Origin of the sequence: Kitasatospora sp. McL0602 (assembly GCF_052076145.1) — a bacterium.
In the GTDB taxonomy this organism is placed as follows: domain Bacteria; phylum Actinomycetota; class Actinomycetes; order Streptomycetales; family Streptomycetaceae; genus Kitasatospora.
In genome coordinates this window covers 5,944,493-5,964,081 of the sequence record NZ_CP197246.1, presented here as the reverse complement: position 1 = coordinate 5,964,081, position 19,589 = coordinate 5,944,493, and the positions used below count along the sequence as shown (strand labels likewise).

Sequence of the window (19,589 nt, the reverse complement as noted above, 5' to 3'; positions counted from 1 at the left end):
GCCTCGGCTCAGCCTGCGGCGGCCAGCTCGAACCACATCCGTTTGCCCGTGCCGCGAGGCTCCACACCCCAGGCTTCGGCGAGGGCCTCGACGAGCATCAGGCCACGGCCCGAGGAGGCCTGCTCGCCGGGGGTGCGGCGGGTCGGCCAGAGGTCCGACTCGTCCTCGACCTCGATCCGGAGGCGGGCGCCGGGGGTGGCGGGCTCCCGGTAGAGGCGGGCGGTGAACATCGCGTCCCGGTCGGTGTGCCGGATCGCGTTGGTGACCAGCTCGGAGGCGAGCAGCTCGGCGGTGTCGACCAGGTCGGGCACGCCCCAGCGCCGGAGGGCGTCCCGCAGCTCGCCGCGCAGCTCGGAGATCCGGGCCAGGTCGGCCTGCCCGATCCGGCGGCGGAGCTGCTGGGCGGCCAGCCCGCCCGCCGGTCCGTCCCAGCGGAGCAGCAGCAGCGCTATGTCGTCCTCGCGCTCGGTGGAGTCGGCCGCCTGGGAGGCGATCCGGTCGGCGAGCACGTCGATCGGGTCCTGAGCGGACTCACCGCGTGCGGGGAGCTCGCGGGCGACGGCTTCGCAGAGCCGGGCGAAGCCGGTGTCGAGGTCCATGCCCCGGGCCTCGACCAGACCGTCGGTGCAGAGCACCACGGTCTCGCCGGGGTCGAGGCTGAAGCGGGTGACGCGGTACTCCTCGTCGGGGGCGATCCCGAGCGGCAGCCCGCCGGCGACCTGCACGATCGCGCTGGTGCCGTCCGAGCGCCGGACGACCGGGTCGAGGTGCCCGGCCCGGACGGCGTAGACCACGCCGTAGTCGACGTTGACCTCGGCGTAGGTGCAGGTCGCGAAGTGGTCGGTGTCGAGATCGGCGAGGAAGCGGGAGGCGCGGGCCATCACGGCGGCGGGCGGGTGCCCCTCGGCTGCGTACGCGCGCAGGGCGATCCGGAGCTGGCCCATGATCCCGGCGGCGTGCACGTCGTGGCCCTGGACGTCGCCGATGACCAGGCCGACGTGCCCACCGGGCAGCGGTACGACGTCGTACCAGTCGCCGCCGATCTGGAGGCCGGAGCCTGCGGCGAGGTAGCGGACAGCGGTAGTGACGCCGGGGACGGACGGCACGGTGCGCGGCAGCATGACGCGCTGGAGGCCTGCCGCGAGCTCGTGCTCGGCGTCGTGCAGCCGGGCTCGGGCGAGGGACTGCGCGACCAGGCCGCCGAGGGTGGAGAGCAGGGTGCGCTCGTCGGTGTCAAGGTCGCGTTCGTCATCGAAGCTGACCACGCAGACGCCGATCACCCGGCCGCTGGCGACCAGCGGCAGGAAGGCCCAGGCGCTGCGCGGGCCGCTCGCGGCCAGCTGCGGCCAGGCCTCCGGGTAGCGGTCGCGGTACTCCTCGCGGCTGCCGATGAAGACCGGCACCCGGGCCCGGACGGCCTCGGCGGCGGGGTGGCTGGGCGGTAGCGGCGCGCGGTGGAAGGGGTGCATGTGCTCGGAGGTGTAGCCGCTGGCGCCCAGCACGTGCAGCCGCCCGGCCTCCAGTGAGGTGAGCACCAGGCCGTCCGGGGGCAGGCCGGGCAGGGGCAGCTCGGTGAAGACCCGGGCCACGTCCCGGACGGTCACGGCCTCGGAGAGCGCGCGGGCAGCCTCCTTGATGAAACGCGAGCGCTCCTCTCGCAGCATCGCGAGCTCGCCGGCCCGCTCGCGCTTGTGCAGTTCGACGGTGGCGTCCCAGACGAAGCCGACCATCCGGGAGGCCCGCCCGAAGGCGTCGGCGAGCACCCGGCCACGGAACCGTACGGCGTGCATCTCCCCGCCGGGGAAGATCGTCCGGTAGTAGGCGCCGCACTGGCCCAGCTCGGCGACGGCGCGCTCGACCCGGCGGCGGACGACCGGGGCGTCGTCGGGGTGGAGCATCGCGAGGAAGGCGGCGGCGCTGCGGTCGAAGCGCCCGGCGTCGAGGCCGAGGATGGCACAGGCGCGAGGGTCGCCCTCCAGGACGTCCCGGCGGATGTCCCAGTCGAAGGAGCCGATGCCGTTGGCCGCCATCGCCGGTTCGAGCCAGTCGGGGGTGGAGTCGCCGCTGCGGGTCGGCAGCCCTCTCGAGACCACCGGCGTGATTCTCCCGGCGGCCAGGCCGGGCGCACCGCGGTGTGGCTCGGCGCCGCCGTGGTCGACCCGGTCGACGGGCCCGCGCAGGCTGCGCGCGGCGGCCGCGCTTCGGGTCGTCTGGGCCGGTGGGGTGCGGCGTGCGGGCCCCTGCGACTCGGGCTCTGTCGCCATGCTTCTCCTGCCGCTGCCGTGCCATGCCGCCCGAGGGCAGGCCTGGCCGTGTGGTGGTGGGGCGATGCGTCGAACGATCCCGAACGATCCCGAACGGCCTCGAACGATCTTGAACTGTCTCGGACGGTGAGACGTGGTGCGCGCCGGGTCAGGTGGCCGGTCGGTCGAGGCTCGCTTCTCCCCGCCGCCAACCCCGGGCACACATTCTTAACGTCCAATCGAAAGATTACTAGTATCGCCTCACCTGGACGGATGACGTCCGTCCCACTTCAGGTCAGCACAGCCCGCCGCCGGAGGCAACGGACGCGGCCGCACCTCGCTCAGTCGAGTCCCAGCTCGAACCAGGTGACCTTGCCCTCGCCCCGCAGCTGCACACCCCAGTCGTCGGCCAGCGCCTCGACCAGCACCAGCCCCCGGCCGGAGGTCGCGACGTCCGACTGCGGCTGCCTCCCGGGCAGCTGGGAGGTGCCGTCCTGGACCTCGACGCGCAGGCGCGACTCGGGGCTCAGCACGGCGTCGAAGAGCGCCCCCCGGCCGGTGTGCAGCAGCGCGTTGGTCACCAGCTCGGACGCCAACAGCTCAGCAGTGTCGGCGAGTTGCGGCACCCCCCAGAGCGTCAGTGCCGCCCGGAGCCGGTGCCGGACGGCGCCCACGGCCGGGAGATCGGCTGCGTCGAGCGCGGCGTGGAGTCTGCGGTGCAGCGCGCACCCGGTCTCGCGGACCGGGCCGGCCTCCGCCCGCCCCGCAGACGCGACCCCGTCACTGCCGGAAGCCGTCCGCTGACGCGGAAACCTGGCCTGACCATCCATCACGTACGCCCCCGCCCTCATCGGGGCGGCCGCCGATCGAGCCCCCACCGATCGGGCCGCCCTTTCTTGCCGACGACCATCCTCATGCCCAGCTGCCGCGATTCGCAACAGTGTGTACGCGGTCACCTGGGGTGAACTGGTGGCCCGGAGGCGCAGAAGTGATCCAATTGACAGCCCGCCCGAGGTTTGATCCTTCGCGGACGGTGAATTCAGCGAGCCGCCGCCCCGGGAAGGGGCCGGGCCGGCCCACACGTCCCAGGACCGAACCAGGACCAGCGCCCCATGCGTCCGATCATGGCGAACTCCTAATCTGAGAAAGCGGGTTGACCACCCAGCAGGCAGCGAACACCCGAAGGAGCCCAGATGAGTTGGAACCAATTCACCCTGTCATCGGCCGACAGCACCGCACCGTCGAGCCGGTTCGCTGCGGTCTCCCGGATCGACGGGAGCATGGAAGTCTGGTGGATCGCCTCGAACGGCTCGGTCCAGGGCGCGTACTGGTACGAAGGAACGCCGTGGGGCCGCTACGAGCTGGCCCCCGCCGGAAGCGCCTCGACCAGCGGCGGAATCGCCGCTGTCTCGCGCATCCCGGGCAGCATGGAGGTCTGGTTCGTCGGTGCCAACGGCTCCGTCCAGGACCACTTCTGGTACGAAGGTGCCAACTGGCAGAACTTCGAACTCGCCCCCGCCGGATCCGCCTCGACCAGCAGCGGAATCGCCGCCGTCAGCCGCATCCCGGGCAGCATGGAGATGTGGTTCATCGGCGCCAACGGCTCCGTCCAGGACCACTTCTGGTACGAAGGCGCCAACTGGCAGAACTTCGAACTCGCCCCCGCCGGAAGCGCCTCGACCAGCAGCGGAATCGCCGCTGTCTCGCGCATCCCGGGCAGCATGGAGATGTGGTTCATCGGGCCCAACGGCTCCGTCCAGGACCACTTCTGGTACGAAGGCGCCAACTGGCAGAACTTCGAACTCGCCCCCGCCGGATCCGCCTCCACCAGCAGCGGAATCGCCGCCGTCTCCCGCATCCCGGGCAGCATGGAGATGTGGTTCATCGGCGCCAACGGCTCCGTCCAGGACCACTTCTGGTACGAAGGTGCCAACTGGCAGAACTTCGAACTCGCCCCCGCCGGAAGCGCCTCGACCAGCAGCGGAATCGCCGCCGTCTCCCGCATCCCGGGCAGCATGGAGATGTGGTTCATCGGGCCCAACGGCTCCGTCCAGGACCACTTCTGGTACGAAGGCGCCAACTGGCAGAACTTCGAACTCGCCCCCGCCGGATCCGCCTCCACCAGCAGCGGAATCGCCGCCGTCAGCCGCATCCCCACCAGCATGGAACTCTGGTTCGCCGGAGGGGACTCCTCCGTCCAGGACCACTTCTGGTACGACTCGTCGACCAGAAGCTTCGACCAGGACGTGACGACCGACATCGCCGTCGGCGGCACGGCGCGCGTGGTGATGCGGCAGGACGGCGGCTTCACCTTCACCATGCACGCGCACGACAGCGGCTTCGACAACATCGACTACACGATCTCTGCGGCGGTGATGACGCCGGACGGGACCGTCTTCACCTTCCAGCACTCCGGCCACACCGAGGGGACCGTCGCCGGACTGCCCTTCGGCACCCCCGACCGCAACGACGACTTCACCTTCACCGGCCACAACCCGCAGATCACGGCGGAGTGGGACGGCATCCTCAACGGCACCTTCAAGGCCGGCATCGATGGGACGGACACCCTCGCCGCGGGTGTCACGGGAGCCCTCGGCGACCTGGTGAAGGAGATCCTCTCGGCGGCGGAGAAGGCCGCCGCCACCGCGCTCATCGCGCTCGTCAGCTGACCGCAGCCACCCTCGGCGCCGGCCCGGCCCCCTCCTCGGGAGTCGGGTCGGCGCCACGCGGGCGCGCGCTGGTGCCGGGCGCGGCACTAGCGGGAGAAGGTGACCGTCCCGGTGTCCAACGAGTAGTACCCGCCGACGACGTCGAGCCTTCCGGCCGCGATCAGGGGCTTCAGCAGGCGGTCGGTGCGGAGCTGGGCGACGGTGCGGCGGGTCTGGGCGCGGATGGTGGCGTCGACCAGGTCGGCGGGGGCCGTGGCGCGCGCCTCCTGGTAGGGGCCGCGCAGGTCGCGGGCGATGTCGGCGAGGTGCCCGGGGAGGCGCTCGCCGCCGGTGAAGGACTTCACGGCGGCCGTGACGGCGCCGCAGCGCTGGTGGCCGAGGACGACCAGCAGCTGGGCGCCCAGCTCGGCGGGCCCGTACTCCAGGCTGCCGGTGACCAGGCCGTCGGCGGTGTGGGCGGCGGTGCGGACGACCATCAGATCGCCGAGGCCCTGGTCGAAGACCAGCTCCGGGGGGACGCGGGAGTCGATGCAGGAGAAGACCACCGCGAAGGGCTCCTGATGGGTCGACAGATCGCGACGGCGGGCGGCCGAGGCGTCGGGGTGGACGGATCGGCCGGCGGCCCAGTTCGCGTTGCCGGCCCGGAGCCGGTCGAGCGCCAGCTGCGGCGTGCCGACCGGCCCGGTCGTGGTGGAGGGCGCGGCGGCGGCCACCGGCGCCGCCGCACCGAGGGCAGCCAGAGCAGCCACCGCCATGGTGCCCGCCCTGAGAACGCTCCGCCGGTCCTGCAGCTGGACCTGCAACTGGTCCTTCATCGGAATTCTCCCCGCCTACGAAAAAATGATCTGCCGAATGGGTGACGGCGGGTCACTTTACCTGCGGCGTGGAGATCCTTTACTCACTTGTGCAGCACGGAAGTTGCACGTTGGAGGAACCCACGGAACAGCTCCCGCTCGGCGTCGTCGAATGCTGTCCAGAGCACCGACTCGATTCCGACCGCGCGCGCGTCGGCCTCTGCTACGAGCCGCCCCCCGGCCTCGCTGAGCCGGGTCACCAGCACCTTGCTGTGCACCTCGGAGGGCTCCCGCTCGACCAGCCCCTTGGCCTCCAGATTGGCCAGCACTCCGGCCATCGTCTGCGGGGTGACGGCGGCCCCGCGCGCGAGCTGGGCCCCGGACATCCCGGGCCGCTCGGTGAGCTGGAGCAGCACGGCGTACTGCGGCACCGTCAGCTCCAACTCCCGCAGCGCGTCGGTCTTGGCGGCCATCATGGCCTGCTCGGCCTGTTTGATCGCGAGCCCCAGGCGCAGCTGGGCCCCCTGCGGGCCGGCGAGCAGCGCGGCGGGATCGGTGGTCATGAGGGGGCTGCCTCTCCTGGACGGGTCTGGGCAGGGCCCAGTATCCCAGCGCTGGTCAGGCGACCCGCAGGACGTACTTCGCGGTCGCGGTGCGCCCCTCCAGGCGCTGGTGGGCGGCCACCACTCCGTCCCAGCCGATCTCCTCGACGTCGGCCCGCAGGGTGCCGTCGGCGACCAGCCGCAGGCCCTCCTCCAGGTGGGCACGGAAGAGGTCGGGGCGGCGGCCGAGCACGCCGCCCATGTTGTACCCGGCGAGCGAGAAGCTCTCGTACCAGACCTGGTTGGCCTCCAGGGTGATGTCGCGGTCGGCGGCGTTGCCGATCACGACGTGCCGGCCGAGGACGGCGAGCAGCGGGCGGACCTGCTCGCGCAGTTCGCCGCCGACCGAGTCGACGATGACGTCGAAGCCCTGGCCGTCGGTCAACTTGTCGACGCTGCTGGCGAGTTCGTCGTAGCTCAGGGTCTCGTCGTAGCCGTTGGCAGCTGCTCGGGCCGCGCGCTCGGGGGTGCTTGCGGCGCCGGCCACCAGGGCGGCGCCGTAGTGGCGGGCGAGGCTGCCGAGCAGCGTGCCGAGGCTGCCGGAGGCACCGAGGACGAGCACCCGGTCGCCGGGGGCGACCCGGGCGGCGCCGCGCAGGGTGCCCACGGCGGTGGCGGCGTTGCAGGCGGTGGCGGCGGCGAGCTGCGGGCCGAGCCCGGCGAGTTCACCCTCCAGGGGGACGGTGGCGAGGGCGCTCGTGATGACGCGCTCGGCGTAGCCGCCGAAGCCGGTGGGCACTGCGGCCACCGGCTGGCCGACCCGCAGGCCGGTGACGCCCTCACCGAGGGCGGCGACGGTGCCCGCGACCTCCAGGCCGGGGACGGCGGGGAGCGGGAGCGGGAACTGACCCCGGCGGAACATCACATCGGCGAAGTGGATGCCCGCATGGCTGACATCGATGGCGACCTCGCCGGGGCCGGGCTGCGGGAGGGGGAGCTCGGCGAGTTCGAGGACCTCGGGGCCGCCGGTGCGGGTGTAGCGGACTGCGCGCATGGGTGCGCTCCTCAGGGTTCATTGGTTGATTCGTTGGCTGCTTCAGATTCGTCTCCTTATTTATATCAGGGCCCTGATAGATCGCGCATCCCCCCCAGGCGACCTCCGGCGCGCCGAACCGTTCGCGGGGGGCAAGGCTGGACAGAGCGGCGTGACCCGGGTTCAATGGCCAGAGATGTTTGAACGCCGTTCTAACTACTCCGACCCCCTGGCATCCGCGAGCGAGGAACCGTGCGACTGACCCCCACCGAGCGGGACCGGCTGCTGATCTTCACAGCGGCCGAGCTGGCCCGCGCCCGCCGCGCACGCGGCGTCAAGCTGAACGTCCCCGAGGCGACCGCCCTGATCGCCGACACCGTCTGCGAGGCCGCCCGCGACGGCCGCCGCCTCGCCGAGGCGATCGAGGCCGGACGTACGGTGCTCAGCGCCGACGACGTCCTGCCCGGCGTACCCGACGTCGTGACCGTCATCCAGGTGGAGGCCGTCTTCGACGACGGCACCCGCCTCGCCGTCATCAACGACCCCTTCCAGGGAGCGGGCTCGCTCGGCGACGACGCCCCCGGCGGCGCCCTGATCGGCAGCGGCACCGGCTACGACCCGATCGAGGAGACGGTGGTGCTGCTCGTGCACAACACCTCCGCCGTGCCGATCTCGGTGACCTCGCACTTCCACTTCTTCGAGGCCAACCCCCGGTTGGCCTTCGACCGCGCCGACGCCTACGGCACCCACCTCGCCGTCCCCGCCGGGTCCTCCGTCCGCTTCGACCCCGGCGCCACCGTCGAGGTCGGCCTCGTACCCATCGGCGGCACCCGCGTCGCCATCGGCTTCGCTGGACTGGTCGACGGCCCGCTGGACGCCCCCGGTGCCCGGGAGAACGCCCTCGCCAAGGCCCGCGCGACCGGCTACCTGACCACCTTCGACGATGCGGAGATCGACTCGTGAGCGCGATCACCCCCCACGACTACATCGCCGTGCACGGCCCCCGGGCGGGTGACCGGATCCGCCTCGGTGACTCCGGGCTGATCGTCCGGGTCGAGTCCGACTCCCAGGCCCCCGGCGAGGAGTTCCTCGCCGGCTTCGGCAAGACCGCCCGCGACGGCCTCCACCTCAAAGCCGCCGCCGTCCGCGACACCTGCGACGTCGTCATCAGCAACGTCCTGGTCATCGACGCCGTCCAGGGCATCCGCAAAACCTCCATCGGCCTCATCGACGGCCGCATCGCCTCCATCGGCCGCGCCGGCAACCCCGACACCCTCGACAACATCGACGTCGTCGTCGGCACCGGGACGACGATCGTCTCGGGTGAGGGCATGATCGCCACCGCCGGAGCCATCGACACCCACGTCCACCTGCTGTCGCCGCGCATCATGGAGGCCTCCCTCGCCTCCGGCGTCACCACGATCATCGGCCAGGAGTTCGGCCCCGTCTGGGGCGTCGGCGTCAACTCCCCGTGGGCGCTGCGGCACGCCTTCAACGCCTTCGACGCCTGGCCCGTCAACATCGGCTTCCTCGGCCGCGGCTCCTCCTCCGACCCCGCCCCCCTCATCGAGGCCCTCGCCGAGGGCGGCGCCTCCGGCTTCAAGGTCCACGAGGACATGGGCGCCCACACCCGCGCCCTCGACACCGCCCTGCGCGTCGCCGAGGAGTACGACGTCCAGGTCGCCCTGCACACCGACGGGTTGAACGAGTGCCTGTCCGTCGAGGACACCCTCGCCGTGCTGGAAGGCCGCACCATCCACGCCTTCCACATCGAAGGCTGCGGCGGCGGACACGTCCCCAACGTGCTGAAGATGGCGGGCGTCGAGAACGTCATCGGCTCCTCCACCAACCCCACCCTCCCCTTCGGCCGCGACGCCCTCGGCGAGCACTTCGGCATGATCGTCTCCGCCCACGACCTCAAGGTCGACCTCCCCGGCGACGCCGCCATGGCCCGCGACCGCATCCGCGCCGGCACCATGGGCGCCGAAGACGTCCTCCACGACCTCGGCGTCATCGGCATCACCTCCTCCGACGCCCAAGGCATGGGCCGCGCCGGCGAAACCGTGCGCCGCACCTTCGCCATGGCCGGCAAAATGAAGACCGAACTCGGCCCCCTCGACGGCGAAGGCTCCTACGGCACCAACGACAGCGGCGACGACAACGAACGCGTCCTGCGCTACATCGCCAAACTCACCATCAACCCCGCCATCGCCCACGGCCTCGCCCACGAAGTCGGCTCCATCGAAATCGGCAAACTCGCCGACATCGTCCTCTGGTGGCCGCAGTACTTCGGAGCCAAACCCCAGCTGGTGCTCAAGGCCGGATTCCCCGCCTACGGCGTCACCGGCGACCCCAACGCCTCCACCGACCGCTGCGAACCCCTCGTCCTCGGCCCCCAGTTCGGCGCCCACGGCACCACCGCAGCCGACATCTCCGTCGCCTTCGTCGCCCAAGCCGCCGCCGACGGCTCGTACCTGGACCGCGCGGCCGACCAACTCCCCACCCGCCGCCGCCGGGTGGGCGTCCGCAACACCCGAGGCATCGGGCCGCGCGACATGGTCCGCAACGCCCGCGTCGGCAACGTCCAGGTCGAGGCCACCACCGGCCTGGTCTCGCTGGACGGCTCACCGCTGCGCTCCGAGCCTGCCGACAGCGTCTCGCTCAGCCGTCTCTACTTCCTCTGAACCCTCCCCCACTGCTTAGGACTTCACCCTCATGACCACTCCCGCCTCCCTCGGTTTCCGGATGCCCGCCGAATGGCACCCGCACGAGCGCACCTGGATGGCCTTCCCCACCGACAACCCGACCTTCGACGAGCCGGCGCACCTGCACGCCGCCCGCGAGGCCTGGGCCCGCGTCGCCAACACCATCGTCCGGTACGAGCCGGTGACGCTGATCGTCAACACCGGTGAGCTGGAGGACGCCCGTCGGTACGTCTCCGCCGAGGTCGAGCTGGTCGAGCGCCCGCTGGACGACGCCTGGATGCGCGACATCGGCCCGACCTTCCTGCTCGGCCGGGACGGCGAACTCGCCGCCACCGACTGGGTGTTCAACGGCTGGGGTGCTCAGTCCTGGGCCCGCTGGGAGCACGACCAGCACATCGCGGAGGCCATCACCGGGCTGACCGACGTGCAGCGCTTCGCCTCGAAGCTGATCAACGAGGGCGGTGGCATCCACGTCGACGGCGAGGGCACCGTGCTCGTCACCGAGACCGTCCAGCTCGGCGAGGGCCGCAACTCCGACTGGACGAAGGAGGCCGTCGAGGCCGAGCTGCACGCCTTCCTCGGCACCACGAAGGCGATCTGGCTGCCGCGCGGACTCACCCGTGACTACGACGAGTTCGGCACCCGGGGCCACATCGACATCGTCGCCTCCTTCGTCCGCCCCGGCGTCGTCCTCGCCCACGTGCAGCCCGACCCCGCACACCCCGACCACGAGGTGTGCAAGGAGCTCGTCGCCATCCTCCGCGCCTCGACCGACGCCGCCGGGCGCCCGCTGGAGGTCATCGAACTGCCCGCCCCCACCGTCCTCACCGACGAGGAGGGCGAGCCGGTCGACTACTCCTACATCAACCACTACGTCGCGAACGGCGCCGTCATCCTCTGCGCCTTCGACGACCCCCGCGACCAGCACGCGGCCACCGTCCTCGGCGAGGCCTACCCCGGCCGCAAGGTCGAACTCGTCGATGCCCGCGAGATCTTCGCCAACGGCGGCGGCATCCACTGCATCACCCAGCAGCAGCCCCGGGCGACCCGCTAGTCGCATCACCGGGGGCAGGTCCGAGAGAGAGGAGGCGGAATGGCGGAGCCGAGGCCCCGGCGGGCTGCACGGCCGCGCGAGGAGGTGTTCGCCACCGCGCGGGCGGCGATCGCCGAGCACGGGCTCGCCAAGCTGACCATGGCCGGGCTCGGGAAGCAGCTCCAGATGAGCGCCGGGCACCTGCTCTACTACTTCGGCAGCAAGGACCAACTGCTCCTGGAGACGCTGCGCTGGAGCGAGGAGCAGCTCGGCGAACGCCGCCGGGCCGCCCTGCGGGGGGCCGACGGCGGTTTCTGGGGGCGGCTCGCGGCGTACGCGGAGCTCTATCTGCCCGAGAGCCCGGGTGACCCTCGGTGGATCCTCTGGCTGGAGGTGTGGGGGCGTTCGCCGGCGAGTGCGGAGATCCGGCAGGGGCAGTTGGAGATCGAGGCACCCTGGCAGGCCGATCTGGTCGCCCTGATCGAGGAGGGCGTCGCGGCCGGTGAGTTCTCGGCGGCCGCCGCGCCGCCGCAGGACCGGGCCGTACAGATCCGGGCCCTGCTGGACGGCTTCGCGGTGCCGATCGCGATCGGACTGCCCGGAGCCGAGGTCGCGCAGGCGACGGCGCAGGTGGCATCCGTGACGGCGGCCCTGCTGGGGCGCCGGACCGGACCGGCCTGACGGGCGCGCTACTCGGTCCAGACGGCCACGGCCGTCCGGTCCTCCGCGTAGTCCTTGGCGCGGACCTGCACCTGGCGGAGGAAGTCGACGGTGCCCGGCGGGTGCGGATGGGCCCAGTGGTCGGCGAGGAAGTGCGCGACGGACGCCTCCTCGGCGACCGGCTCGGCCAGCCCCGGGGTGCAGAGCAGCAGGATGTCGCCGGGCGTCGCCGGAACGAGCCGGAACCTGAACGGGCGCGGCACCGGCCCGACCCCGCCGACGGCGGACACCGGCGGCTCCCCGTCCGGGTGGTGCAGCAGCCGCGCGGCGTACGCGTCGATCCAGTGACCCGAACGCAGCAGGTAGAGCCCGCCGGGCCCGATCCCGAAGGCCGCGCGGTGGGTGGCGGCCGGGTCGAGCGAGATCAGCAGGCAGTGCAGTGACCCGCCGGTGCCGTCCTCGACCGGGCCTGGGGCGGCAGCGGTACGCAGCGGGGCGGCGGCCTGGGTGGCCAGCCGCTGGAGGCCGTAGCGGAGGCGGTCGCGGGCGCCTTCGCGCAGGTCGGCGGCGAGCTCGGCGCGGCTGCGGCCGATCGCGGCGGCGAGTTGGCGGCAGGCGTCGGCGACGGCCGTCGGCGCCCGCAGGTCGAGCCCGGGAGATCCCAGTACGGCGAGCAGCAGCCCGTCGTCGCCCTCGCCGAAACGGGTGACCAGCAGGCCGTCGCGGCGCACCTCGCCCCGGTGGCGGGCCGAGTCGCCGCGTACGGAGGCCGCGCGGAGCGTGCAGCGACCGTACTGCGCCCCGTCGAGCACGGTGTCGGGCACCAGCTCGGCGAGCGCGTCCGGGTCGAGCTCCGGGAGGGCGGTCGGTTCCGGGCCGTAACTGGACGGACGGGCACCAGCCCGTGGCTGCACAGGCGTGGGCGTGGGCGTGGGCTCAGGCGTGAGCGTGGGCGTGGGCTCAGGCGTGAGCGTGGGCGTGGGCGTGGGCTCAGCCGGGGTCGGTGGCACGACAGGATCCGCCGGGGGTGCGGCGGGCTCGGGAGCCGGGTCCGGGGTGCGCTGGGAGCCGATCATGCCTGCGGCCGAGTCGAACCACTCGTCGACGGTGGGCTCCGGCCCCGGGTCGGCGACCGGGTCGGTCGGCGTGCGCTGCGGGCCGATCATGCCTGCCGCCGAGTCGAACCACTCGTCGACGGTGGCCGCCTCCGCCAGGGCGTCGGCGAGGCCCGGGGTGTCCGGCAGGGTGTCGGCTGGGCCGGTGTAGACCGCCTGCCACCAGCCGTCCTCGGGACGGTGCTGCGGGGGTGCGCCCTGGTTGGTCATCTCGCCGCTCCTCGTCCTCCACGTCATTGTCTCCAAGGAGAACGACGCTGTCCGGGATTCGGGGACAACCGATCACCCGGCGGGTGCAGTGTTCCGGCCGTCACACCGCAACGGGCGTCCGACCTGCCCGGAAGTGCACCGAACAGCGCCGATTCCACCGGCCCGAGCAGGTGGAACGGCGGAAAATGAAGGCCGGTAAGGGGCATCGCTTCACTCGTTCGGCTGATTAATATGTGCGCATGACCGTGCCAGGAGCGACCGCACCGCAGCCGGGGAGGGCCCTGCACACGGCCCGCCCGGCCGGGCGGCTGTGGGCACTGGTGCTGGTCGGCCTGTTGGCGCTGCTGCCGTGCGCCGGGCGGGCCCAGGCCGTGACGGCCGCGCCGCAGCCCCAGAAGGCGGCCACGGCCTACGGGCCGCAGGCCGTCACGCCCGACCGGTCGGCGGCTCCCGCTGCGGCCCACCACCAGCTCAAGGGCGGTCCGCTCGCGGACGCCCTGGCCGACGCGGGCCTCCCGCTCACCTGGTGCACCGCCGACGGCGACCACCCCCGGCCCGGCGACGGCTGCTCGGACCACCCCTTCTGCGGCTCCGAGTCGCAGCTCCCCAACGCACCGCCGCACCCGGCCGCCATCGCGCCGGCGCAGCTCGTCCTGGAGACGGCCCTGCCGCGACCGGTGCCCTGTACGCCACTGATCGGCACCGACCTGGCGCCCGATCTGCACGCCCTACAGGTCCACCGGACCTAGCGGAACCCACCGTCGGCCCGCGCCGCCCCGCGGCCGGTCCCGGCGGCTCCGCACCCCCCGGCACTCCCCTTAGACACCAAGGACATCTCCCATGGGTTCCGCTTCCAAGCAGACCAACAAGACCGGCCGCGAAGGCCAGGCCGACCGCCGCGCCAGAATCGCCGAGCTGCGGGCGGAGGAGGCGCGGCGTGACCGCCGCAACAAGTTCGTCGCGTTCGGCATAGCCGGTGTGCTGGTCGCGGGCATGGTCGGCGGCGGCATCTACCTCGCCCTGGACGCGAAGTCGAAGCGGGACGCCAAGACGGCCGCCGCGAAGGCCCCCATCCCGGGCGTCCAGACGTACCCGTTCGACAAGCTCACCCGTAACCACGTGCAGACCAAGGTCAGCTACCCGCAGACCCCGCCGGTCGGCGGCGACCACAACCCGGTCTGGGCGAACTGCATGGGCACCGTCTACGACAAGCCCCTCGAGAACGAGAACGCCGTCCACTCGCTGGAGCACGGCGCCGTCTGGGTCACCTACAACGCCAAGGCCAGCGCCGCCGACATCAAGACCCTCTCGGACCGCGTGAAGGTCACCCAGTACTCCCTGATGAGCCCCTACCCGGACGAGAAGGGCACCATCACGCTGACCGCCTGGGGCACCCAGCTGGTGCTCGACAGCGCGAACGACCCCCGGGTCGCCCAGTTCTTCACCAAGTACGTGCAGGGCCCGCAGACCCAGGAGCCGGGGGCGACATGCAGCACGCAGTGACGGACGGCGCCGAGCCGCAGCCGAAGGCGCACCGCCGGCGGGTCTGGTGGCCCGCCGCGCTGGCGGCGGCCGTGGCGCTCGGTCTCGGCGTGCCCGCGCTGGTGGCGAGCGGCTCGTCCGCCTCCGGCACGACGGCGTCGGCCCCGGCGAACGGTTCGCCGGAGGCCGGATTCGCCCGGGACATGGCGGCGCACCACCAGCAGGCGATCGACATGTCGTTCATCGTCCGCGACCGGACGCAGAACGACGAGGTGCGCAGGCTCGCGTTCGACATCATCAACACCCAGGCCAACCAGCGCGGCATGATGATGGGCTGGCTCGACCAGTGGGGCCTGCCGCAGAGCTCCGGCGACCAGCCGATGGCCTGGATGAACATGGGCCACGCCTACGAGGCCCACGACGGCTCGCTGATGCCCGGCATGGCGACCAACGCGGACCTGACCAAGCTGCGCGGCCTGAGCGGGCACGACGCCGAGGTCTTCTACCTCCAGCTGATGGTCCGTCACCACACCGGCGGCGTCGAGATGGCCCAGGGCTACGTCGACATCAGCGCCAACCCGGTGGAGAAGCGGCTCGCCCAGACGATGGTCAACGGGCAGCGCTCGGAGATCGACCTGATCACGCAGATGCTGCACGATCGGGGCGCTCAGCCGCTGTCGTAACCACGGTGGGGGGCGCGGAGCACCGCGCCCCCCACTGCGTCGGCCGGTCGTCAGCCGAGGGCGTGGGCGAGGGCCGCGACGGCGGCCAGCAGGACGAGGACGGTACGGCCGCCCACGGCGGGCCCCGCGAGGTGGACCGCCAGGACCGGGAGGGCCGTGCCCAGGGCGGTGCCGAGGCTGCGGACCATGTTGACCAGGCCACCGCCGACGGCGGAGCTCTCGGCGGGTATCGACCGCATCATCAGGGTGTTGTTGGCGGGCAGCAGCAGACCCAGCCCGTAGCCGGCCACGGCGAGCGGTGCGGCCGAGGTCGGCGGGCCGACGGGGAGCAGCGCCAGCAGCACCAGCCCGGCGCCCGCGACCGCTGCGCCGAGGCGGCACCGGCCGGCATCCGACAGGCTGCGGGGCAGCAGGCTGCCGCCGACGGTCGCGGCGACCGCGAAGGCGGCGGGGAGCGCGGCGATCACCAGCCCGGCGGTGGTGGCGGGGGTGCCGGTGGCGACCAGCATCACCGGGCCGAGGACGAGCGGGCAGAACAGCAACAGGTAGCCGATCAGGGCGACCACCAGCCCGGCCCGGATGCCGGGGGTGTTGACCAGGCCCGGCGGGATGATCGGGCGGTCGGCGCGCTGCTCCTGCCGGGCCAGCGCGACCGCGAGGACGGCGGAGAGCAGCAGCAGCCCGACCACCGCCCACCAGGGCAGCGGGAGGCCGGAGGCGCTGGAGAGGCCGAGCAGCAGGGCGGTGGACGCCCCGGCCAGCAGGACCAGGCCGAGCAGGTCGAACCGGCGCTCACCACTTCCAGGTGCGGGCGCAGGCGCCGGACGGTCGCAGGGGCGCTGGGTGCGGGGCAGCAGGTACCAGCCGGCCAGCAGGCCGAGCAGCCCGATCGGGACGTTGATCCAGAAGACCCAGCGCCAGGACGCGTGCGCGACCAGCAGGCTGCCGAGGGTCGGGCCGAGTGCCAGGCCGAGCGCCTGGGCGGCGGCCTGGATACCGAGCGCCGTGCGCATGTGCCGCTCGGGGACGCCCCTGGCGACGAGTGCGACACTGTTCGCCTGCATCATCGCCCCGCCGACGGCCTGCACGGCGCGGCAGACGACGAGCTGGAGGAGGGAGTCGGCCAGACCGGCGCCTGCGGAGGCGAGGGCGAAGAGGGCGAAACCGCCGAGGTACATGGTCTTGCGGCCCACCACGTCGGAGAGCCGCCCGATCGGGGCCAGCAGCGCGACCAGCACCAGCAGGTACGCGAGGGCCACCCACTCGACCGCCGCGAAGTTGACCTGGAAGCTGTGCTCCAGGGCCGGGAAGACCAGCGAGGTGATGCTCGCCGTGAGCTGGCCCAGGAAGGCGCCGAGGCAGACCGTGCCGACCGCCAGCCAGTGGGCGTGCCGCCAGTCGGCGACGATGCGGGGGCGGGGCCGCTCGGTGAGCAGCCCGGTGAGGAGGGTGGCGCGCATGAGTCAAATATATCTGCTATCGAGATACTCTCGAACAGATCATCTCCCCTGCCGATCAGATCGTTGCCAGATGTACTCCCTGGCAGATCTGGTCAGTTGACGACCCTTGTGCTACCAGGCGCTACGCTGTCCGCCATGCCGTCGCTGCCCACCCCTGGCCTGCCACCCCACTCCGACCTCGAGCGGGCCCTCCACCACGCCCTCTCCGAGCCCGGGGAGTCGGCGACGACGATCGAGCGTGCCCAGCGGCTGACGGACGTGATCACCCGGCTGCGCCGGGCCCTGCGCAGCAGCATCCGCACCGACTACCCGTGGGAGTCGCTGCCGATGGCGCAGGTCGAGCTGCTCCAGACACTGGCGGCCGCGCCGCTGCGGGTCGGCGAGCTCGCGGCCCGGCAGCGACTGGCCCCGAACACCGTCAGCGGCCTGGTCGGCAAGCTCCTGGAGGCCGGTTTCGTCGACCGGCAGGCCGACCCGGGCGACCGCCGGACGGCCCGGATCGCCCTCACCGAGGCCGGACACCAGCAGCTCCGCGACTGGCAGCGTGCGCACGAACGCCGGCTGGCCGACGCGCTGGAGAGCCTCTCCCCCGCCAACCGGGAGGCCGTGATGAACGCCCTCCCCGGCCTGGAGCAGTTGGCGAAGGCGCTGGCCGGGGCGGGCGGCACCCCCGTCTCGCCGCCGCCCCACCTGCCGCCTGCGGCTCAGCGGTCTACGCAGCAGCCGCCGTCAGAACAGCGCTGACGGGCCGCCGCTCCCGCTCACCCCGCGCTCCAGGTCGAGCAGCCAGCGCTTGCTGTCGACCCCGGCCGCGAAGCCGGTGAGCGCACCGTTCGCACCCATCACCCGGTGGCACGGCCGGATCACCAGCAGCGGGTTGGCGCCCACCGCGCCGCCGACCGCCCGCACCGCGCGCGGCGACTGCCCGGCCATCGCGGCCAGCTCGCCGTAGGTGACGGTCGCGCCGTACGGGATGTCGTCCAGGGCCGTCCAGATCCGCTGCCGGAAGTCGGTGCCGACCGGTGCCAGCGGCAGGTCGAAGCTGGTCAGCTCACCGGCGAAGTACGCCGTCAGCTGCTCGACGGCCGGGGCGAGCGCGGCGGCGTCCGGCTCCCAGTCGGCGGCGGGCTCGGCGAGCGCGCCCTTCTGCCCGGGAGCCGTCACGGTGGCCAGCGCCGCCGGGCCTTCGCCGTCGGTGACGCCGCTGAGCAGAATCCGCCCGAGCGGGCTCTCCATGGTCGTGAACACGGTTGTCATGCGTTGTCACTCTCCGAACCGGAAACGCTGGGGACGCTGGTAACAGGGGAAGCAGCAGGAGCAATGGGGGCAGCGGGCGCCGTCGAGGCGGCGACCCAGAGCCGGTGGACGGCGTAGGAGCGCCAGGGCGCCCAGGCCAGGGCGGCCGCTGCGGCGGCCTTCGGGTCGCCGGGCTGCCCGAGCCGGATCAGCCCGTGCCGGACTCCGGCGTCGCCGGGCAGGAAGACGTCGGGGGCGGCGAGGGCCCGCATCTGGAGGTAGCCGACCGTCCACGGGCCGATGCCCGGCAGGGCGAGCAGCTCGGCGGTGGCCTTCTCCCGGTCCACCCCGGCGTCCAGCCGGAGGCTGCCGTCGGCCAGCGCCGCGCACAGCCCGCGCAGCGCCCGGCGGCGGGCCTCGGGCATGGCGAGGTCGGCCGGGTCGGCCTCGGCGAGCACGGCGGCGGACGGGAAGAGCAGCCGCAGGCCGCCGCTCGGCTCAAGGAGTGGGACGCCGTATCGCTCCGCGAGCCGGGCCGCCAGGGTCCGGGCGGCCGAGACGGTGATCTGCTGGCCGAGCACGGCCCGGACGGCGAGTTCGTGCGGGTCGACGTGCCCCGGCGAGCGGATGCCGGGCCGGGCCCGGACGAGCGCGCCGAGCACCGGGTCGGCCCCGAGGCTGCCGTCGACGGCGGCCGGGTCGGCGTCCAGGTCGAAGAGGGCGCGCAGCCGGTGCACGGCGGTGGTCAGATCCCGCAGGTCGGTGAGCCGCAGGCGGCAGTCGAGCCAACCTCGGTCCGCCGGGTCGGTGGGCCCGAGACCGTCCACCTCGGCGATGCCGTGCCCGTACGGGAGCGACAGGGTGCGCCGGTAGGTGCGGACGCCGGGGCTCCGGCCGCCCTCGACCACCTCCTCGACGCCGGGAACGGCACGCAGGGCGAGGAAGTCGATCAGGTGGTCGCTGTCCAGGGCGCCCCGGTAGGCGAGCCGGAGGCTGAGCTGCCCCGGCTGGGCGGCCGCGCGCCGCCCGGCCGCCGTCTCGGCGCGCAGGCCGCTGGGGGTGCGGTCGTAGACCTGGCGGACGGTGTCGTTGAACTGGCGGACGGAGGCGAAGCCCGCCGCGAAGGCGATGTCGGTGACCGGCAGCTCGGTGGTCTGGAGCAGCAGCCGGGCGGTCTGCGCACGCTGCGCGCGGGCCAGCGCGATCGGCCCCGCGCCGAGTTCTGCGGTGAGCTGGCGCTGGAGCTGCCGGGAGCTGTAGCCGAGGCGGTCGGCCAGCCCCGCGACGCCCTCGCGGTCGACCACGCCGTCGCCGATCAGCCGCATCGCGCGGCCGACCAGGTCGGCGCGGTGGTTCCACTCGGGCGAGCCGGGCACGGAGTCCGGGCGGCAGCGTCGGCAGGCCCGGTAGCCCGCGCCCTGGGCGGCTGCGGCAGTGGGGTAGAAGGTGCAGTTCACCCGCTTCGGGGTGACCGCCGGGCAGCTGGGACGGCAGTAGATGCCCGTGGTGCGGACGGCCGTGAAGAACATCCCGTCGAAGCGGGAGTCCCGGCTGTCCACGGCTCGGTATCTGGTCTCGTCGTCGATCACGTAGTCCAGTCTGCGGCACCGGCAGGGCCTCGACTGGCGGGATTCGGACATCGGCGTCCCTGCCCGGCTGACCACGGGCTGGGCACGTCGCCCCGGGGGTTGCGCCTCCCGGGGCGACGGCCGATCGCGGGCCAC

Annotated in this window: 18 protein-coding genes; 9 read left to right on the top strand and 9 right to left on the bottom strand. The window is 73.0% G+C overall.

The annotated features are described in order from the left end of the window. Window positions 1-8: 8 nt before the first annotated feature. Window positions 9-2,264 (bottom strand): SpoIIE family protein phosphatase, encoded by a 2,256-nt coding sequence (locus ACR68M_RS27050; protein ID WP_441246734.1) that lies wholly within the window; start codon window positions 2,262-2,264, stop codon window positions 9-11. 320 nt (window positions 2,265-2,584) lie between these two features. Further along, window positions 2,585-3,073, bottom strand: coding sequence for an ATP-binding protein (locus ACR68M_RS27045; protein ID WP_441251728.1), 489 nt, complete (start codon window positions 3,071-3,073; stop codon window positions 2,585-2,587). Between the two features lie 363 nt (window positions 3,074-3,436). Between ACR68M_RS27045 and ACR68M_RS27040 the strand changes: the two genes are divergently transcribed. Then, complete coding sequence (locus ACR68M_RS27040) at window positions 3,437-4,912, top strand: hypothetical protein (RefSeq protein WP_441246733.1); 1,476 nt, start codon at window positions 3,437-3,439, stop codon at window positions 4,910-4,912. A gap of 86 nt (window positions 4,913-4,998) precedes the next feature. Here ACR68M_RS27040 and ACR68M_RS27035 read toward each other — a convergent pair whose 3' ends face one another. The 3 genes from ACR68M_RS27035 to ACR68M_RS27025 form a co-directional block, all read right to left on the bottom strand. Then, complete coding sequence (locus ACR68M_RS27035) at window positions 4,999-5,727, bottom strand: carbonic anhydrase (RefSeq protein ID WP_441246732.1); 729 nt, start codon at window positions 5,725-5,727, stop codon at window positions 4,999-5,001. Window positions 5,728-5,810: 83 nt separating this feature from the next. After that, window positions 5,811-6,269, bottom strand: coding sequence for a MarR family winged helix-turn-helix transcriptional regulator (locus tag ACR68M_RS27030; RefSeq protein WP_441246731.1), 459 nt, complete (start codon window positions 6,267-6,269; stop codon window positions 5,811-5,813). Window positions 6,270-6,324: 55 nt separating this feature from the next. Then, window positions 6,325-7,302 (bottom strand): quinone oxidoreductase family protein, encoded by a 978-nt coding sequence (locus ACR68M_RS27025; protein WP_441246730.1) that lies wholly within the window; start codon window positions 7,300-7,302, stop codon window positions 6,325-6,327. Between the two features lie 231 nt (window positions 7,303-7,533). On the opposite strand from ACR68M_RS27025, the gene ACR68M_RS27020 reads away from it, so the two are divergent. The 4 genes from ACR68M_RS27020 to ACR68M_RS27005 are packed head-to-tail and all read left to right on the top strand — an operon-like array spanning window position 7,534 to window position 11,700. Further along, window positions 7,534-8,244, top strand: a complete 711-nt coding sequence (locus ACR68M_RS27020; RefSeq protein ID WP_441246729.1) for an urease subunit gamma — start codon at window positions 7,534-7,536, stop codon at window positions 8,242-8,244. Further along, complete coding sequence (locus tag ACR68M_RS27015; protein ID WP_441246728.1) at window positions 8,241-9,965, top strand: urease subunit alpha; 1,725 nt, start codon at window positions 8,241-8,243, stop codon at window positions 9,963-9,965. Before ACR68M_RS27020 ends, ACR68M_RS27015 begins: the two co-directional genes overlap by 4 nt. A 31-nt stretch (window positions 9,966-9,996) precedes the next feature. Then, the gene (locus ACR68M_RS27010) at window positions 9,997-11,040 is read left to right on the top strand and encodes an agmatine deiminase family protein (RefSeq protein WP_441246727.1); all 1,044 of its coding nucleotides are present in this window, start codon (window positions 9,997-9,999) and stop codon (window positions 11,038-11,040) included. Between the two features lie 39 nt (window positions 11,041-11,079). Beyond that, window positions 11,080-11,700: a TetR/AcrR family transcriptional regulator gene (locus ACR68M_RS27005; RefSeq protein ID WP_441246726.1), complete on the top strand. Its 621-nt coding sequence runs from the start codon at window positions 11,080-11,082 to the stop codon at window positions 11,698-11,700. 8 nt (window positions 11,701-11,708) lie between these two features. Here the strand turns inward: ACR68M_RS27005 and ACR68M_RS27000 are convergent, their stop codons facing one another. Continuing rightward, window positions 11,709-13,004 carry a protein phosphatase 2C domain-containing protein gene (locus tag ACR68M_RS27000; protein WP_441246725.1) on the bottom strand — a complete coding sequence of 432 codons (1,296 nt, stop codon included), beginning with the start codon at window positions 13,002-13,004 and terminating at the stop codon, window positions 11,709-11,711. A 239-nt stretch (window positions 13,005-13,243) separates the two neighbouring features. Between ACR68M_RS27000 and ACR68M_RS26995 the strand changes: the two genes are divergently transcribed. From ACR68M_RS26995 to ACR68M_RS26985, 3 genes are all read left to right on the top strand, one after another. Beyond that, window positions 13,244-13,753: a hypothetical protein gene (locus ACR68M_RS26995; protein WP_441246724.1), complete on the top strand. Its 510-nt coding sequence runs from the start codon at window positions 13,244-13,246 to the stop codon at window positions 13,751-13,753. Between the two features lie 91 nt (window positions 13,754-13,844). Further along, window positions 13,845-14,507 carry a DUF3105 domain-containing protein gene (locus ACR68M_RS26990; protein ID WP_441246723.1) on the top strand — a complete coding sequence of 221 codons (663 nt, stop codon included), beginning with the start codon at window positions 13,845-13,847 and terminating at the stop codon, window positions 14,505-14,507. Further along, window positions 14,492-15,169, top strand: coding sequence for a DUF305 domain-containing protein (locus ACR68M_RS26985; RefSeq protein WP_441246722.1), 678 nt, complete (start codon window positions 14,492-14,494; stop codon window positions 15,167-15,169). Before ACR68M_RS26990 ends, ACR68M_RS26985 begins: the two co-directional genes overlap by 16 nt. Window positions 15,170-15,219: 50 nt before the next feature. Here ACR68M_RS26985 and ACR68M_RS26980 read toward each other — a convergent pair whose 3' ends face one another. Continuing rightward, on the bottom strand, window positions 15,220-16,629 hold the full coding sequence (locus ACR68M_RS26980; RefSeq protein WP_441246721.1) for an MFS transporter: 1,410 nt from the start codon (window positions 16,627-16,629) through the stop codon (window positions 15,220-15,222). Window positions 16,630-16,764: 135 nt separating this feature from the next. On the opposite strand from ACR68M_RS26980, the gene ACR68M_RS26975 reads away from it, so the two are divergent. Then, window positions 16,765-17,373: a MarR family winged helix-turn-helix transcriptional regulator gene (locus tag ACR68M_RS26975; protein ID WP_441246720.1), complete on the top strand. Its 609-nt coding sequence runs from the start codon at window positions 16,765-16,767 to the stop codon at window positions 17,371-17,373. Here ACR68M_RS26975 and ACR68M_RS26970 read toward each other — a convergent pair. Both ACR68M_RS26970 and ACR68M_RS26965 read right to left on the bottom strand, forming a co-directional pair. Next, window positions 17,359-17,886, bottom strand: coding sequence for a methylated-DNA--[protein]-cysteine S-methyltransferase (locus ACR68M_RS26970; RefSeq protein WP_441246719.1), 528 nt, complete (start codon window positions 17,884-17,886; stop codon window positions 17,359-17,361). The two genes, ACR68M_RS26975 and ACR68M_RS26970, sit on opposite strands and share 15 nt — an antisense overlap. Continuing rightward, window positions 17,883-19,505, bottom strand: a complete 1,623-nt coding sequence (locus ACR68M_RS26965) for an AlkA N-terminal domain-containing protein (RefSeq protein ID WP_441246718.1) — start codon at window positions 19,503-19,505, stop codon at window positions 17,883-17,885. Before ACR68M_RS26965 ends, ACR68M_RS26970 begins: the two co-directional genes overlap by 4 nt. Between the last annotated feature and the right edge of the window lie 84 nt (window positions 19,506-19,589).